Origin of the sequence: uncultured Frigoribacterium sp., assembly GCF_963515265.1 — a bacterium.
Taxonomy (GTDB): domain Bacteria; phylum Actinomycetota; class Actinomycetes; order Actinomycetales; family Microbacteriaceae; genus Frigoribacterium.
In genome coordinates, this window is record NZ_CAUPYL010000049.1 from 1 (window position 1) to 14,604 (window position 14,604).

Sequence of the window (14,604 nt, forward strand, 5' to 3'; positions counted from 1 at the left end):
GGTCGACGCGGCCGAGGCCGAGGAGGCAAGCCTCGCCGAGTCCCGCGCGGCCGCGGAGCAGGGAGCCGTCACGGCGCAGGCCGCGGTCGACTCGGCACGGGCCGAGCACGACGAGCACGCCTCGCGTCCACGTCCGATCCTCGACGCCTCGGCCCGCGACGGGGTCCTCGCCGAGGTCGAGCAGGCGAGGGCGGCCGAGATCGAGCGCCGGGTGCAGCTCGAGACCGTCCGCGAGCGCGTGCGTGCCGAGGCCGCCCGCGCCGTCGACCTGCAGCGTCAGCTCGACGAGCAGCGGGCCGCCGCCGACGAGCACGCCCGGCGCACCGTCGTCCGGCAGCGCGAGATGCGGCGCACCTCCGCCGTGCTCGCGGGGCTGCCCTCGGTGCTCGACGCCGTCGGTCGGTCGCTGGCCGAGGCCCGGCAGGAGCTCGCCGCGCAGGAGGCGGCACGCACGCAGCAGAACGACGAGCTCGCGGCGCTGCGACGAGACGAGCGAGCCCTCCGGGAGCGACTGCACGGCGTGACGGAGGACGTGCACGGCCTCGAGATGGAGATCTACGAGAAGAAGCTGCACCTCGGGCAGCTGCTCGAGCGTGCTGCCTCCGAGCTCGGGCTCGACGACGAGGTGCTCGTGGCCGAGTACGGCCCCGACGTGCTCGTGCCCGAGGACGTCACGTCGGGGAACGACTCCGGGGCGCTGGACGGCGACGCGGCGGCGGGCACGCCCTTCGACCGCGCCGAGCAGACCGCCCGGCTCGAGGCCGCGAGCCGCAAGCTCGCTCAGCTCGGCCGCGTCAACCCGCTCGCGCTCGAGGAGTTCTCCGCGCTCGAGCAGCGCCACGCGTTCCTCACCGAGCAGCTCGCCGACCTCACCCGGACGCGGCGCGACCTGCTCGCGATCATCGACGAGATCGACGACAAGATGCAGACGGTCTTCGCGAGCGCGTTCGCGGACACGCAGGCCGCCTTCGACCAGGTCTTCCCGGTGCTGTTCCCCGGCGGCAGCGGGTCGCTGCTGCTCACCGACCCCGGCGACCTCCTGGCCACCGGCATCGAGGTCACGGTGCGTCCGGCCGGCAAGAAGATCGAGCGCCTGTCGCTGCTGTCGGGCGGTGAGCGCTCGCTGGCCGCGGTCGCGCTGCTGATCGCCATCTTCAAGGCCCGGCCGAGCCCGTTCTACATCATGGACGAGGTGGAGGCGGCGCTCGACGACGCGAACCTCGGCCGTCTCCTCGCGATCTTCGAGGACCTCCGCGAGACCAGCCAGCTCATCGTCATCACGCACCAGAAGCGCACGATGGAGATCGCCGACGCGCTGTACGGCGTCTCGATGCGGCAGGACGGCGTGAGCGCCGTGGTCGGCCAGCGGGTCGTCACCGACCGCGCGCCGGGGGAGCGGGCAGCGGCCCCGACGGGCTCCGTGGCCTAGACGGCGTGCGCCGGCCTCGACGGGCTCTGCGGCCTAGACCGAGCGGTCGTTGATCGAGAGGACCTTCCAGGCCGACCCGTCCCACTCGACCGTGTTGGCGGCGGCGTTCTCGATGTGCGGCACCTCGGCGCCCATGATCGCAGCCAGGGTGAAGCGGATGATCGTGCCGTGGCAGACGACGACGATGTGAGCGTCGGGGCCGTCGAGGGGCAGGCGGGTGTCGCGGATCATCTCGAGCGCGCCGAGGCCGCGCGCGGCGACCGACTCCCGCGGCTCGATGTCCGGGAACGACTCGTTCGGCTCATCCGGGATGGGGGAGTCGGGCACCCAGCCCTCGCGCGACGCGTAGTCGCGCTCGATCAGCTCGTCGTAGGCGTCGCCGAGCTCGATGCCGAGCTCGGCCGCGATGATCTGAGCCGTCTCGCGGGCCCGCATCAGCGGCGACGACACGATCGCCGACCACTCGGCGCCGGCCAGCACGCGTGCGGCCTCGAGGGCCTGCCCGCGACCGGTGTCGTTCAGCGGGACGTCCGACGACCCCTGCAGCTTGTCCTGGCTGTTCCAGTCGGTCTGTCCGTGTCGGATGAGCTCGAGTCGCATGTGCCTGTGTTTCCGTCCTGGTGTCGCGGTCGTGGTGGTGCGGTGCCGCTGTCGTGCGGTGGTGCGGTGTGGCTGTCCTGCAGCGGAGCCGAGGAGGCGGTGCGCACGTCCCGTGGACGCGCGCACCGCCTCCTGCGCCCTAGCGCTCGTCGGCCTCGGCGGTCGTCGCGGGCAGCTTGTTCGGGATGCCGTCCCGCTTCGTCTTGCGGAGGCTGAGGACCGTCGCGACGGCGATGGTCAGCAGGATGAAGCCGAGCGAGAACCAGATCGGGATCTCGGGGATCCACTCGATCGGCTGGCCGCCGTTGATGAACGGCACCTCGTTGACGTGCAGGGCGTGGAACACGAGCTTCACGCCGATGAAGGCGAGGATGACCGCGAGGCCCTGGGCCAGGTAGACGAGTCGCTCGAGCAGGCCCGAGATCAGGAAGTACAGCTGGCGGAGGCCGAGCAGCGAGAAGGCGTTGGCGGTGAAGACGATGTAAGCCTCCTGCGTCAGGCCGAAGATCGCGGGGATCGAGTCGAGCGCGAACAACACGTCGGTGAGGCCGATGGCGAGCATCACCAGGAACAGCGGCGTGAAGAGGCGCTTGCCGTTCACCTTGGTCGTCAGGCGGTCCTCGTCGTAGTCGTCCGACGTCGGGACGATGCGGCGCAGCGTGCGGATGAGCTTGCTGTCCGCCTGGTCGCCCTCGTCGTGGCCGCCGCGGACCTGGCTGTAGGCGAGCCAGAAGAGCAGGGCGCCGAAGAGGTAGAAGACCCACGAGAAGTTGTCGATGATCGCGACGCCGGCGGCGATGAAGAGGCCACGCGAGATCAGGGCGATCGCGATGCCGACGAGCAGCACCTTCTGCTGATAGATCCGCGGCACCGCGAAGCTCGTCATGATGATCAGGAAGACGAAGAGGTTGTCGACCGAGAGCGCCTTCTCGGTGATCCAGCCGGCGAAGTACTCGCCGCCGTAGGTCCAGTTCGAGAAGACGCCGACGCCGACGCCGAACAGGATCGCGATGCCGATGTAGACGATCGACCAGAAGGCCGACTCGCGGATGGTGGGCTCGTGCGGGGTCTTGACGTGGCTGTAGAAGTCGAAGATCAACAACCCGAGGATTCCGGCGATGGTGATCGCCCAGGTGAGGAAGTGGACGTCCATGGTGTACCTCCAGTACGCGACGGGTACTGAAGGTCTCTTCCGCCCAGACGGCCGTCCAACTCAGCTGGACGATCGAGGACCGGCGCACCGGGTCGAGATCGGTCTCTTCCGTATTGACGATGGCACCGCGAGGGAGTACTCCCCTTCAACCCGCTGAGCTTACATCCACTGCAACGGTCCGGGCGGTCGTCGGGGCGAGAACGAGTCCGCGCGGCCCGTGCTGTCCGTGCGGCTCGTTAGGCTGTGGCCCATGGCTTCCCCCTGGTCCCTCTCCGGTGCCCTCCGCGGCATGTTCGCGAAGAAGACGATCGACGACACCACCTGGGACGAGCTCGAGGAGGCGCTGATCGGCGCCGACTTCGGTCCCGACGTCACCGAGCAGGTCGTCGACGACCTGCGCGAGAAGGTGCAGCGCTACGCGACGACCGACCCGGCCGACCTGAAGCGCATGCTGCGCGAGACCCTCGAGGAGCGGCTGTCGGTGCTCGACTCGACGCTCAAGCTCAGCGCCCGTCCTGCCGTCGTGCTCATGGTCGGGGTCAACGGCGTCGGCAAGACGACCACGATCGGCAAGTTCGCCAAGTTCCTGCGCAACTTCGACCGGTCCGTGGTCGTGGGCGCGGCCGACACCTTCCGGGCCGCCGCGGTCGAGCAGGTGGCGACCTGGGCCGAGCGCGCGGGCGCGCAGATCGTCCGGCCACAGCAGCCGGGTCAGGACCCTGCCTCGGTCGCGTTCCAGACGGTCGAGTACGCGATGCGCGAGGGCGTCGAGATCGTCCTGATCGACACCGCCGGCCGCCTGCAGACCAAGTCCGGCCTGATGGACGAGCTCGGCAAGATCAAGCGCGTCGTCGAGAAGCAGACCGAGATCGCCGAGGTGCTGCTCGTGCTCGACGCGACGACCGGCCAGAACGGCCTGGCCCAGGCTCAGGCCTTCATCGAGCACGCCGGCGTCACGGGGCTCGTCCTCACGAAGCTGGACGGCTCGGCCCGCGGCGGGTTCGTCCTCGCCGTGCAGGAGCAGACCGGCATCCCGATCAAGCTCGTCGGCCAGGGCGAGGGCATCGCCGACCTCACGGGCTTCACGCCCCACGTGTTCGTCCAGAACCTGATCGGCTAGTCCGCAGGGCACCGGTCTCGCGGTCCGTTAAGCTGAGGCCACCATGGCCACATTCGGAACCCTCTCTGACCGCCTCGCGGACACGTTCAAGAACCTCCGCAACAAGGGCAAGCTCACGCCCGCCGACGTCGACGGCACCGTCCGGGAGATCCGGCGCGCCCTGCTCGACGCCGACGTCGCGTTCGAGGTCGTCAAGGCGTTCACCACCAAGATCCGCGACCGCGCCCTGGGCGACGAGGTGAACAAGGCCCTCAACCCGGCGCAGCAGGTCGTGCAGATCGTCAACGAAGAGCTGATCGAGATCCTCGGCGGGCAACAGCGCCGCCTTGAGTTCGCGAAGAACCCCCCGACCGTCATCATGCTCGCGGGCCTCCAGGGCGCGGGCAAGACGACCCTGGCCGGCAAGCTCGCCAAGTGGCTCGCGAAGGACGGCCACACGCCGTTGCTCGTGGCCTGTGACCTGCAGCGCCCCAACGCGGTGCAGCAGCTCCAGGTCGTGGGCGAGCAGGCGGGTGCCGCCGTGTTCGCCCCCGAGCCGGGCAACGGGGTCGGCGACCCCGTCAAGGTCGCGAAGCAGGCCATCAAGTTCGCCCGCGACAAGGTCTACGACACGGTCATCGTCGACACCGCGGGCCGTCTCGGCGTCGACGCCGAGCTGATGAAGCAGGCCGCGAACATCCGCAAGGCGATCGATCCCGACGAGGTGCTCTTCGTCATCGACGCCATGATCGGCCAGGACGCGGTCGCGACGGCCAAGGCCTTCCAGGCGGGCGTCGACTTCACGGGCGTCGTGCTGTCGAAGCTCGACGGCGACGCGCGGGGCGGTGCGGCGCTGAGCGTCGCCTCGGTCACCGGCCGACCGATCATGTTCGCCTCGACGGGCGAGACGCTCGACGCGTTCGAGCCGTTCCACCCGGACCGCATGGCGAGCCGCATCCTCGACCTCGGCGACATCCTCTCGCTGATCGAGCAGGCGCAGGGCGCCTTCGACGAAGAAGAGGCCCGGGCCGTCGCGGAGAAGATCGCGACCGACAACTTCACCCTCGACGACTTCTTGAAGCAGATGCAGCAGCTGCGCAAGATGGGGTCGATCAAGGGCATGCTCGGCATGCTCCCCGGCGCCAAGGGCATGCGCGAGCAGCTCGAGAACTTCGACGAGCGCGAGATCGTGCGCACCGAGGCGATCATCCAGTCGATGACCCCTCAGGAGAGGGCGCTGCCGAAGCTGCTGAACGGTTCTCGCCGTCTGCGCATCGCGCGCGGCTCGGGCATGACCGTCACCGACGTGAACCAGCTCGTGCAGCGCTTCGAGCAGGCCTCGAAGATGATGAAGACCGTCGCCAAGGGCGGCGTGCCGCAGGTTCCCGGCATGGGCCCGATCCCCGGCGCGTCCTACGGCGGCAAGAAGCAGCAGCCGAAGAAGAAGGGCTCCAAGGCCGGCAACCCCGCCAAGCGCGCCGCGCAGAACGCGGCCCTGGCGTCGGGCGGGTCGGCAGGCGCCGCGGGCGGCTCGGCGGGCGGCTCGGGCTTCGGCCTCGGCGGCGGCGCCGGCAAGGCGCCCACCGAAGAAGAGCTGGCGTCGCTGCAGAAGATGCTCGGCCGCGGCATGCGGCCGGTCCGGGGCGCTGGCCCTGGAGCGCGCAGGAGGCGCGGGTCGGCCGACCCGCGCCTCCTGCTGTTCACGAAGCGGGCGCGATCCCCTCACGGAGCTCGCGCACGAGCGACGCGACGACCGGTCGCAGGTCGCCCCCGTGCTGTGCGGAGACGGTGAGCTGGCGCTGGTAGCTCGCGCCGCGCTCGATGATCGTGTCCACCCCGCGGAGCTGGTCGAGGCAGCCGAGGCGCTCGGCGACGGGCTCGAGGTCGACGAGCAGGTCGCGGAGGTCGTCGGTCACCAGGCGCTCGTCGCCCGCGGCGTCGAGGATGACGATCGCGTCCATGCCGTAGCGGGCCGCCCGCCACTTGTTCTCGCGGACGAACCAGGGCTGCATCTGGGCGGGCTCGTGCCCCTGGTCGAGCTTGGTGGACATGTCGTCGACGAGGCACTGGACGAGGGCGGCCATCGCCCCCACCTCCTCGAACGTGGAGATCCCGTCGAAGACGCGCGTCTCGAGGGTGCCCCACTTCGGTGACGGACGGATGTCCCAGCGCAGCTCGCTGTGGTCGTCGATGACCCCGGTGTGGGTCATGTCGGCGACCATCTCCTCGTAGTTCGCCCAGGCGCCGAACTGAGGGGGGAGGCCCGCGGTGGGCAGCTGTTGGAACATCAGGGCGCGGTTCGAGGCGTAGCCCGTCTCCTCGCCCACCCAGAACGGGCTCGACGCCGTGAGCGCCTGGAAGTGGGGCAGCCAGGTGAGCAGGCCGTTGAGGACGGGCAGCACCTTGTCGCGGGAGTCGATGCCGACGTGCACGTGGACGCCCCAGATCATCATCTGGCGGCCCCACCACCGGGTCCGGTCGATGAGCGTCGCGTACCGCTCCTTGTCGGGGGTGACGTCCTGGTCTGCGTACCGGCTGAACGGGTGCGTGCCCGCGCACATCAGGTCGGCGCCGAGCAGGTCGGCGCTCGACTGGACGTGGTCGATCGTCGAGCGGAGGTCGTCGACGGCGTCGGAGACCCGCCGGTGCACGCCCGTCACGACCTCGACGGTGTTGGTGAGCAGCTCGCCCGTGAGGCGCTCGGGCCCGTCGTCGTTGAGGTGGGCGAGGTCGGCCAACACGGCCGGGGCGTACGGCGCGAGCTCGCCGCTGCCCTGGTCGACGAGGGCGAGTTCCCACTCGACGCCGAGGGTCGACGGCTCGGAGCTCGTGAAGTCGATGCGCATGGTGCCTGCTCTCTCGCCGGGGGTGCCGGTCCTCGGCTGCACCATCCTGGCAGCCGCACGCGGTCGGGGTCCGCCGACACGATCTCGAGGGATTGGCAGATCGGCAGTCCGGTCTGCAACAATGGTGGGTCGAGTCTTCGGTCGTCCGACCCTCTAATCAGGTGACCGCCAGACCTCATAGAGCTTTCGAGCCGAGTGTGCCCCCACGCTCACGGCTAGCAACTCGCCCACATCACATCACACAGGAGAATTGTGGCTGTCAAGATCCGTCTCAAGCGCATGGGCAAGATCCGTGCTCCGTACTACCGCATCGTCGTCGCCGACTCGCGCACCAAGCGCGACGGTCGTGTCATCGAGGAGATCGGCAAGTACCACCCCACCGAGGAGCCCTCGTTCATCGAGGTCGACTCCGAGCGTGCGCAGTACTGGCTCGGCGTGGGCGCCCAGCCCTCCGAGCAGGTCGCCGCCATCCTCAAGCTCACGGGCGACTGGGGCCGTTTCAAGGGCGACGCCGACGCTGTCAGCACCGTCAAGACCAAGGCTCCGAAGGAGTCCTTCGTCGCCGACGAGAAGAAGAAGCCCGTGCTCGTGCCGAAGTCGGAGAAGCCCGCCAAGGCCGAGCCCGCCGAGGCCCCGGCCGAGGCTGCTGACGACGCCGAGACCACCGAGGCGTAGTCAGTGCTCGCACCTGCACTCGAACACCTCGTCCGGGGGATCGTCGATCACCCGGACGAGGTGCAGGTCGTCGAGTCGTCGTCGCCCCGCGGCGACGTGCTCGAGGTGCACGTCCACCCCGACGACCTCGGGCGTGTGATCGGCCGTTCCGGCCGGACCGCCAAGGCCCTGCGCACGCTCGTGACGGCGATCGCCGACGGCAAGCGCGTCCGGGTCGACGTCGTCGACAGCGACTCCTGAGCCGTGGCGCCCACCGACAAGACCCAGCTCCGCGTGGGGCGGCTCACCAAGGCCCATGGCCTAAAGGGCGCGCTCAAGCTCGAGCTGTTCACCGACACCCCCGAGCAGCGCTTCACGCCCGGCGCGTCGTTCACCCTGCAGGTCCCCGAGACCAGTGAGTGGAGCGGCAAGACCCTCACCCTGGGCGAGCTCCGGTGGTACAACGCCCACCCCGTGGGCTTCTTCGAGGGCGTCGACGACCGCACCGCGGCCGAGTCCCTCGTCAAGGCGATCCTCTGGGTCGACCAGGATCTCGACGAGCTCCCCGACGAGGACGACGCGTGGTACCACCACCAGCTCGTCGGCCTCCGGGTCGAGCGCGACGGCGTCGTCGTCGGCACGGTGGCGCGCGTCGACCACCTGCCCGCACAGGATCTGCTGGCCGTCGAGACGGAGCACGGCGAGGTCCTCGTGCCCTTCGTCAGCGCTCTCGTGCCCTCGGTCGACATCGAGGCGGGGGTCGTCACCGTGACGCCGCCTCCCGGGCTCTTCGAGGAGCTCGCGGACGACACGGTCGAGGCCGACACGGCCGACGGCGACACGGCCGACACCGCCGACGGTGACACGGCTGACGCCGGGGCCGAGGCCGAGCCGGCGTCGCGCGATTCCGACGACGCAGCACGTCCCGCCGACGAGAACTGACGGCGACGCGGTGCGCATCGACATCGTGTCGATCTTCCCGGAGTTCTTCTCCGTGCTCGACATCTCGCTCCTCGGCAAGGCCCGGCAGCAGGGCCTCCTCGACGTCGCGGTGCACGACCTCCGCGACTTCACCCACGACCGGCACCGCACCGTCGACGACACCCCTTACGGCGGCGGCGCTGGCATGGTGATGAAGCCCGAGCCGTGGGGCGAGGCGCTCGACCACGTGCTCGGCGACGCAGCCGACCCGGCGACGACGACGGTCATCGTCCCGTCGCCGGCGGGCACGCCCTTCACCCAGGCGCTGGCGCGCGAGCTCGCCGCCGTGCCGCACCTCGTCTTCACCTGCGGGCGCTACGAGGGCATCGACCAGAGGGTCGTCGAGCACGCGGCGACACGGGTCACCGTGCGCGAGATCAGCCTCGGGGACTACGTCCTCAACGGGGGAGAAGTGGCCGTGACCGCCATGATCGAGGCCGTCGGCCGTCTCGTCCCCGGGGTCGTCGGCAACCCCGAGAGCCTCACGGAGGAGAGCCACGAGGGCGGCCTGCTCGAGTACCCCAGCTACACGAAGCCCGCCTCGTGGCGCGGGCTCGACGTGCCGCCCGTCCTGATGGGCGGCAACCACGGTGCGATCGCCTCGTGGCGTCACGAGCAGCAGGTCGAGCGGACCCGGCGGGTGCGGCCCGACCTGCTCCACTGAGCACGGCGCCTCCTCGGCCGCGCCTCGCCCGGCTTCGCAGCCAGTTCTCCGCCGGGCGCCCGTAGCCTCGTCGCATGGCGATCCGTCGAGTCCTGTACCGCCTCCTCTGGCCTGCCGTCTTCGTGCTGCCCCTGTGGGTGCTCTTCGGACGGGCCTTCTTCGGCGTCCCGCTGGGGCTGCAGGTCCTCGGGCAGCTCGTGCTGGTGCCGCTGCTCTTCGTCGGCCAGGCGATCGCCGCGGGCGTCGTCATCGCTCGCCGCAGCGTCCGTGACGACCGAGCCGTGTCCTGGGTCGACGCCGGTCTGCTGGCCCTCACGTGGGCGGCTCAGCTCGCCCTCGGCTTCTTCCTCGTCGACGGGTCCGCCGCCTCCTCGGCGTCGTCGGCGTTCACCCGTGTCGTGCCCGGTGGCGACCTCGACCTGTCGAGCGCGCTCTTCGGGTTGTCGGCCGTCGTGACCGTGGCTGGGGGCCTCGGCCTCCTCGCGGCCGCCGTGTGGCAGTTCCTGGCGGAGGCGCGGCGCCGGGTCGCGGCTTCGCTGGCCGACCTCGACCGGGTCGCCACGGCAGCCAGGGTCGACGCCCGCGCCGCAGGGCTCGCCTCCGGCGACTCCGACCGGGTCATCCGCATCACGCCGCGGGAGTAGCGCCGGCGCCGTACCGCCTGCGGTGGCGTCGGGGCGCGCAGCTGTGGCATGATTGACGCTTGTGCCTGGGCACGACTCTGCCTCAGGGGAGTCTGCCTCTCCAGAGCACGTCTTCTTCATCACCAGATGGTGGGCAACCCACCACGAACGGCAGTCGACCTGTGGCGGCTGCAGAGAGCGAACGACTATGCACATCCTCGACGCGGTTGACTCCGCCAACCTCCGCTCGGACGTCCCCGACTTCCGTGCCGGCGACACCGTCAAGGTGCACGTGAACATCATCGAGGGCACGCGCTCGCGCGTCCAGGTCTTCCAGGGCGTCGTCATCGGCAAGCAGAACGAGGGCATCCGCGAGACCTTCACGGTCCGCAAGGTCAGCTTCCAGGTCGGCGTCGAGCGCACCTTCCCGGTCCACTCGCCGGTCATCGACCACATCGAGGTCGTCAGCCGCGGCGCCGTCCGTCGCGCCAAGCTGTACTACCTCCGCGAGCTCCGCGGCAAGAAGGCCAAGATCAAGGAGAAGCGCGACAACTGACCCGTCGCACGATCTTCACCGAGCTCCCCGCCCTGTACGATGGCGGGGAGCTCGGGCGGTTAAATTGACGAATGCATCCCTGCGGCGCCGTCTGCGCCGCCCCCGTCGTGACGATGACCGCAAGCGCGGCATCGGCACGTTCCTGCGCGACGTGGTGGTCATCTTCCTCGCCGCGCTCCTCATCTCGTTCCTGATCAAGACGTTCCTGATCCGGTCGTTCTACATCCCGAGCGGGTCCATGGAGGACACGCTGCAGATCAACGACCGCATCATCGTCAACGAGCTCGTCCCCGACCTCGTCGACGTGAAGCGCGGCGACGTCGTCGTCTTCACCGATCCCGGCGGCTGGCTCGAGGGCACGGCCCCCGTCGCCCCCGCCTCGGGCGGCCCGGTCTCCGACGGTCTCTCGTGGTTCCTCACCCAGGTGGGCCTCGGCGCGCAGGACAGCAACGACCACCTGATCAAGCGGGTCATCGGGTTGCCGGGCGACACGGTCGAGTGCTGCAACGACTACGGACAGTTGTCGGTCAACGGCGTGCCGATCGAAGAGCCGTACGTGAAGTTCCCTCCGGGCGAGACGCGGGTGTCCGGCGACGACTTCTCCGTCACGGTGCCCGAGGGGTCCCTCTGGGTGATGGGCGACAACCGCTACAACTCGAAAGACAGCAGGTACAACCGCGAGACGCCGAGCCAGGGCTTCGTCCCGATGTCCGACGTCGTGGGCCGGGCCTTCGTGATCAGCTGGCCGTCGACTCGGTGGACGTGGCTCGGCGACTACCCCGACGTCTTCCGCGGCACCGAGCGCGACGGCGAGTGATGGCCGTCGTCGATCCCACCCTCGACGTCGAGCGCGAGCTGCACGCCCGCGGTGCCACCTGGGTGATCGGCTGCGACGAGGTCGGCCGCGGCGCCATCGCGGGCCCCGTCGCCGTCGGCCTCAGCGCCGTCCACGCCGAGTGCGGCGAGATGCCCCTCGGCCTGCGCGACAGCAAGCTGCTCAGCGAGAAGCGTCGCGAGGCGCTCTACCCCGTCGCCACGGGCTGGGTGCAGGCGCACGCGGTCGGGCTGGCCGAGGCGCACGAGGTCGACCGGATCGGCATCGTCGCCGCCCTCGGCCTCGCCGGACGGCGTGCACTGACGGCCCTGCACGAGGCGGGCGTGGGCATCATGAGCTCCGTCGTCGTCCTCGACGGGAACCACGACTACCTGTCCCCGGCACTGACGACGGTGCCCCGCATCACGACGCGGGTCAAGGCCGACCGTGACTGCGCCTCCGTCGCCGCCGCCTCCGTCATCGCCAAGGTCCACCGCGACCGCATGATGATCGAGGCCGACGAGGTGCACCCCGGCTACGGCTGGGCAGGCAACAAGGGCTACGGCTCGGGGGCCCACTACGCGGCCCTCGGCGAGCTCGGGCCGTCGCCCCTGCACCGGCTCACCTGGCTGCACTGAGACTCGACCGGCTGCCCTGCGTCGTCCTCGGCGTGCTGCTCGTCCGCAGCCGCGTAGGATGTCTTCTCGATGGACGAGGACGAGTTCGAAGACTACGACCGTGAGGTCGAGCTCGCGTTGTACCGCGAGTACCGGGACGTGGTGTCGCAGTTCCGCTACGTCGTCGAGACGGAGCGGCGCTTCTACCTGGCCAACGAGGTCGATCTCGTGCGCCGCGACACCGAGCACGACTTCTACTTCGAGCTGACGATGACCGACGTCTGGGTGTGGGACGTCTACCGCTCCGACCGCTTCGTGAAGTCGGTCCGCGTGCTCACCTTCAAGGACGTGAACGTCGAGGAGCTCACGGCGCGCGACCTCGAGTTGCCCAAGGAACTCGCACTCGACGAGTAGTTCGTCCCTCCCCAACTTCTCGAAGCGGGGCGCCCGTCCCCAGGGCTCCGTCCGCGACCCGCGACCTCGACCCCACCTCCGGCACAGTCCGTGCAGGAGGTCGAGATGGCGAAGAAGGACGAGACAGGTCGGCACGGCGAGGTGCTCGCGGCCCGGTGGCTCGCGGACCAGGGGCTGACCGTGGTCGAGCTGAACTGGCGGTGCCGCGAGGGCGAGATCGACGTCGTGGCGCTCGACGGCGACGAGGTCGTGTTCGTGGAGGTGAAGACGCGCCGCGGCATCGGCTGGGGTCATCCCCTCGAGGCGGTGACGCCCGTGAAGCTGGCCCGGCTGAGGCGACTGGCCGGGGCGTGGCTCGAGGCGCACCCCGGCACGGGCAGGCGGGTGCGCATCGACGTCGTCGGCGTCGTCCTCGGCCGCACCCCGGCCGACGACGCGATCTCGCACGTGCGGGGAGCCGGCGCGTGAGCGTCGGTCGCACGAGGGCCGTGTCCCTGCTCGGGCTCGAGGGTGCGCTCGTCGAGGTCGAGGCGGACATCGGCCCGGGCCTGCCGGCCTTCGTCATCATCGGGCTCCCCGACGCCTCGCTCGGCGAGGCTCGTGACCGCGTGCGGGCGGCGGCCAGCAACGCCGGGTGCGCCCTCCCGGCGCGCAAGCTGACGGTCAACCTGTCGCCGGCGTCGCTGCCGAAGCACGGCTCGTCGTTCGACCTGGCCATCGCCATGGCGGCACTCGCGGCGTCGGGCCTCGTGTCGGCGCAGTCGGTGGAGGCGGCAGTCCATCTCGGTGAGCTCGGGCTCGACGGTCGTGTCCGGCCGGTCGACGGCGTGCTGCCTGCCGTCCTCGCTGCCCGTCGGGCGGGCGTGCGTACCGTCGTCGTGCCTGCGGACGCGGTCGACGAGGCGTCGTTGGTGCCGGGCGTCACCGTGGTCGGGGTCGCGAGCCTGCGCGAGGCGGCCATCCGGCACGGCGCCGACCTCGCCCCCGAGCTGGTCGACGCGATCCGCAGGCCGCGGGTCGACGACCCTCGGCGGCAGGACATCGACCTCGGCGACGTCATCGGCAACTCCGACGCCGTGGAGGCGTTGGTCGTCGCCGCGGCCGGCGGCCACCACCTGCTCATGGTGGGCCCGCCGGGGGCAGGCAAGAGCATGCTCGCCGCGCGTCTGCCGGGCCTCCTGCCCGACCTCGACGTCGACGAGGCACTCGAGGTCAGCTCCGTCCGCTCGTTGTCCGGCAGACCCGTCGACGGCGAGCTCGAGCGACGTCCGCCCTTCGAGGATCCCCACCACACGTCGAGCGCCGCGGCCATGGTCGGCGGCGGCAGCAGCGTGATCCGCCCGGGCGCCGTGACCCGGGCGAGCCGCGGCGTGCTCTTCCTCGACGAGGCCCCCGAGTTCTCGCAGTCCGTCCTCGACTGCCTCCGCCAGCCCCTCGAGTCCGGGCAGGTGGTGATCCACCGGTCCCGCGCCGTCGCTCGGTTCCCGGCCCGGTTCCAGCTGGTGGCCGCCGCGAACCCGTGCCCGTGCGGTCAGCACGGCACCCGGGACGGCGACTGCGTCTGCACGCCGATCCAGCGGCGGCGCTACCACGCCAAGCTCTCGGGTCCGCTCGTCGACAGGATCGACATCCAGCTGCAGGTCGCCCGCATCAGCTCGGCGCAGTTCCGCCTCGCCGAGACGGCCGAGGTCGTCACGACGGCGACGGCGCGGGCACGGGTCGAGGAAGCGCGGCGTCGGTCTGCCGCCCGGCTCGCCGACACCCCGTGGCGGCTCACCGCCGAGGTCTCGGGCACCTGGCTGCGGTCCCCGGGCCGCCGCCTCCCGCTGTCCGCGACCCGACCGATCGACCGCGCCCTCGAGTCGGGCGCCCTGACCATGAGGGGCTACGACCGCGTGCTGAAGGTCGCGTGGACGCTCGCCGACCTCGACGGGGCAGACGTGCCGGGCCACGGACACGTCGCTCGGGCGCTCGGCCTGCGGAGGTCGTTGTGAACGCGCTGCTCTCGGCCAGCACGGCCGACCTCGTCGACCTCGCCGCCGGGGTGCGGGCCGACGAGCCGTCCCGGTGCGACCCCGTCGACGCGTTCGGGCTCGCGGCCTGGAGCGGCGTCGCTTCCGACGGCGACGCCGCGGCGGGCGCCTGCCGCAGGGC

The 14,604-nt window shown here is 70.7% G+C and carries 17 protein-coding genes; 14 read left to right on the forward strand and 3 right to left on the reverse strand.

Going from position 1 to position 14,604, the window contains the following annotated elements; all coding sequences use genetic code 11:
- Nucleotides 1–1,429: AAA family ATPase (locus tag RWM17_RS06440; RefSeq protein WP_314102187.1), on the forward strand; the 1,429-nt coding region annotated here is incomplete at its 5' end.
- A gap of 33 nt (nucleotides 1,430–1,462) precedes the next feature.
- Here the strand turns inward: RWM17_RS06440 and RWM17_RS06445 are convergent.
- Both RWM17_RS06445 and RWM17_RS06450 read right to left on the reverse strand, forming a co-directional pair.
- Nucleotides 1,463–2,029 carry a histidine phosphatase family protein gene (locus RWM17_RS06445; RefSeq protein ID WP_314102188.1) on the reverse strand — a complete coding sequence of 189 codons (567 nt, stop codon included), beginning with the start codon at nucleotides 2,027–2,029 and terminating at the stop codon, nucleotides 1,463–1,465.
- A gap of 139 nt (nucleotides 2,030–2,168) precedes the next feature.
- Nucleotides 2,169–3,182 (reverse strand): TerC family protein, encoded by a 1,014-nt coding sequence (locus RWM17_RS06450; RefSeq protein WP_314102189.1) that lies wholly within the window; start codon nucleotides 3,180–3,182, stop codon nucleotides 2,169–2,171.
- 250 nt (nucleotides 3,183–3,432) lie between these two features.
- Between RWM17_RS06450 and ftsY the strand changes: the two genes are divergently transcribed.
- Together ftsY and ffh are read left to right on the forward strand one after the other, a co-directional pair.
- Nucleotides 3,433–4,302 carry a signal recognition particle-docking protein FtsY gene (ftsY, locus tag RWM17_RS06455; protein WP_314102190.1) on the forward strand — a complete coding sequence of 290 codons (870 nt, stop codon included), beginning with the start codon at nucleotides 3,433–3,435 and terminating at the stop codon, nucleotides 4,300–4,302.
- A gap of 43 nt (nucleotides 4,303–4,345) precedes the next feature.
- A complete protein-coding gene (ffh, locus tag RWM17_RS06460) occupies nucleotides 4,346–6,073 on the forward strand; it encodes a signal recognition particle protein (RefSeq protein ID WP_314102191.1) in 1,728 nt (575 codons plus the stop codon).
- Here the strand turns inward: ffh and RWM17_RS06465 are convergent.
- Nucleotides 5,982–7,127, reverse strand: a complete 1,146-nt coding sequence (locus RWM17_RS06465) for a glutamate--cysteine ligase (protein WP_314102192.1) — start codon at nucleotides 7,125–7,127, stop codon at nucleotides 5,982–5,984. The two genes, ffh and RWM17_RS06465, sit on opposite strands and share 92 nt — an antisense overlap.
- Before the next feature lie 252 nt (nucleotides 7,128–7,379).
- Between RWM17_RS06465 and rpsP the strand changes: the two genes are divergently transcribed.
- The 11 genes from rpsP (at nucleotide 7,380) to RWM17_RS06520 (ending at nucleotide 14,444) form a co-directional block, all read left to right on the forward strand.
- Nucleotides 7,380–7,802 (forward strand): 30S ribosomal protein S16, encoded by a 423-nt coding sequence (rpsP, locus tag RWM17_RS06470; protein ID WP_133737737.1) that lies wholly within the window; start codon nucleotides 7,380–7,382, stop codon nucleotides 7,800–7,802.
- Between the two features lie 3 nt (nucleotides 7,803–7,805).
- Complete coding sequence (locus RWM17_RS06475) at nucleotides 7,806–8,042, forward strand: RNA-binding protein (protein WP_123546439.1); 237 nt, start codon at nucleotides 7,806–7,808, stop codon at nucleotides 8,040–8,042.
- Nucleotides 8,043–8,045: 3 nt separating this feature from the next.
- Complete coding sequence (rimM, locus tag RWM17_RS06480; RefSeq protein ID WP_314102193.1) at nucleotides 8,046–8,723, forward strand: ribosome maturation factor RimM; 678 nt, start codon at nucleotides 8,046–8,048, stop codon at nucleotides 8,721–8,723.
- Nucleotides 8,724–8,733: 10 nt separating this feature from the next.
- Nucleotides 8,734–9,426, forward strand: a complete 693-nt coding sequence (gene trmD, locus RWM17_RS06485) for a tRNA (guanosine(37)-N1)-methyltransferase TrmD (RefSeq protein WP_314102194.1) — start codon at nucleotides 8,734–8,736, stop codon at nucleotides 9,424–9,426.
- A gap of 74 nt (nucleotides 9,427–9,500) precedes the next feature.
- On the forward strand, nucleotides 9,501–10,070 hold the full coding sequence (locus tag RWM17_RS06490) for a hypothetical protein (RefSeq protein ID WP_314102195.1): 570 nt from the start codon (nucleotides 9,501–9,503) through the stop codon (nucleotides 10,068–10,070).
- A gap of 187 nt (nucleotides 10,071–10,257) precedes the next feature.
- Nucleotides 10,258–10,605: a 50S ribosomal protein L19 gene (gene rplS / locus RWM17_RS06495; protein WP_043596315.1), complete on the forward strand. Its 348-nt coding sequence runs from the start codon at nucleotides 10,258–10,260 to the stop codon at nucleotides 10,603–10,605.
- 64 nt (nucleotides 10,606–10,669) lie between these two features.
- On the forward strand, nucleotides 10,670–11,422 hold the full coding sequence (gene lepB / locus RWM17_RS06500) for a signal peptidase I (RefSeq protein ID WP_399540198.1): 753 nt from the start codon (nucleotides 10,670–10,672) through the stop codon (nucleotides 11,420–11,422).
- Nucleotides 11,422–12,057, forward strand: coding sequence for a ribonuclease HII (locus RWM17_RS06505; RefSeq protein ID WP_194612493.1), 636 nt, complete (start codon nucleotides 11,422–11,424; stop codon nucleotides 12,055–12,057). Before lepB ends, RWM17_RS06505 begins: the two co-directional genes overlap by 1 nt.
- A 69-nt stretch (nucleotides 12,058–12,126) precedes the next feature.
- Entirely contained in the window at nucleotides 12,127–12,450 is a 324-nt protein-coding gene (locus RWM17_RS06510) for a DUF2469 domain-containing protein (protein ID WP_123546435.1), read from the forward strand.
- A 105-nt stretch (nucleotides 12,451–12,555) separates the two neighbouring features.
- Nucleotides 12,556–12,918 carry a YraN family protein gene (locus RWM17_RS06515; protein WP_314102196.1) on the forward strand — a complete coding sequence of 121 codons (363 nt, stop codon included), beginning with the start codon at nucleotides 12,556–12,558 and terminating at the stop codon, nucleotides 12,916–12,918.
- A complete protein-coding gene (locus RWM17_RS06520) occupies nucleotides 12,915–14,444 on the forward strand; it encodes a YifB family Mg chelatase-like AAA ATPase (protein WP_314102197.1) in 1,530 nt (509 codons plus the stop codon). Before RWM17_RS06515 ends, RWM17_RS06520 begins: the two co-directional genes overlap by 4 nt.
- Nucleotides 14,445–14,604 lie beyond the last annotated feature (160 nt).

Excerpts from the sequence above, each read along its gene's own strand:
- RWM17_RS06465 (WP_314102192.1), bottom strand. The coding sequence starts at position 7,127 with ATGCGCATCGACTTCACGAGCTCCGAGCCGTCGACCCTCGGCGTCGAG.
- RWM17_RS06510 (WP_123546435.1), top strand. The coding sequence starts at position 12,127 with ATGGACGAGGACGAGTTCGAAGACTACGACCGTGAGGTCGAGCTCGCG.
- RWM17_RS06490 (WP_314102195.1), top strand. The coding sequence starts at position 9,501 with ATGGCGATCCGTCGAGTCCTGTACCGCCTCCTCTGGCCTGCCGTCTTC.
- RWM17_RS06445 (WP_314102188.1), bottom strand. The coding sequence starts at position 2,029 with ATGCGACTCGAGCTCATCCGACACGGACAGACCGACTGGAACAGCCAG.
- RWM17_RS06505 (WP_194612493.1), top strand. The coding sequence starts at position 11,422 with ATGGCCGTCGTCGATCCCACCCTCGACGTCGAGCGCGAGCTGCACGCC.
- ftsY (WP_314102190.1), top strand. The coding sequence starts at position 3,433 with ATGGCTTCCCCCTGGTCCCTCTCCGGTGCCCTCCGCGGCATGTTCGCG.
- ffh (WP_314102191.1), top strand. The coding sequence starts at position 4,346 with ATGGCCACATTCGGAACCCTCTCTGACCGCCTCGCGGACACGTTCAAG.
- rplS (WP_043596315.1), top strand. The coding sequence starts at position 10,258 with ATGCACATCCTCGACGCGGTTGACTCCGCCAACCTCCGCTCGGACGTC.
- RWM17_RS06515 (WP_314102196.1), top strand. The coding sequence starts at position 12,556 with ATGGCGAAGAAGGACGAGACAGGTCGGCACGGCGAGGTGCTCGCGGCC.
- RWM17_RS06450 (WP_314102189.1), bottom strand. The coding sequence starts at position 3,182 with ATGGACGTCCACTTCCTCACCTGGGCGATCACCATCGCCGGAATCCTC.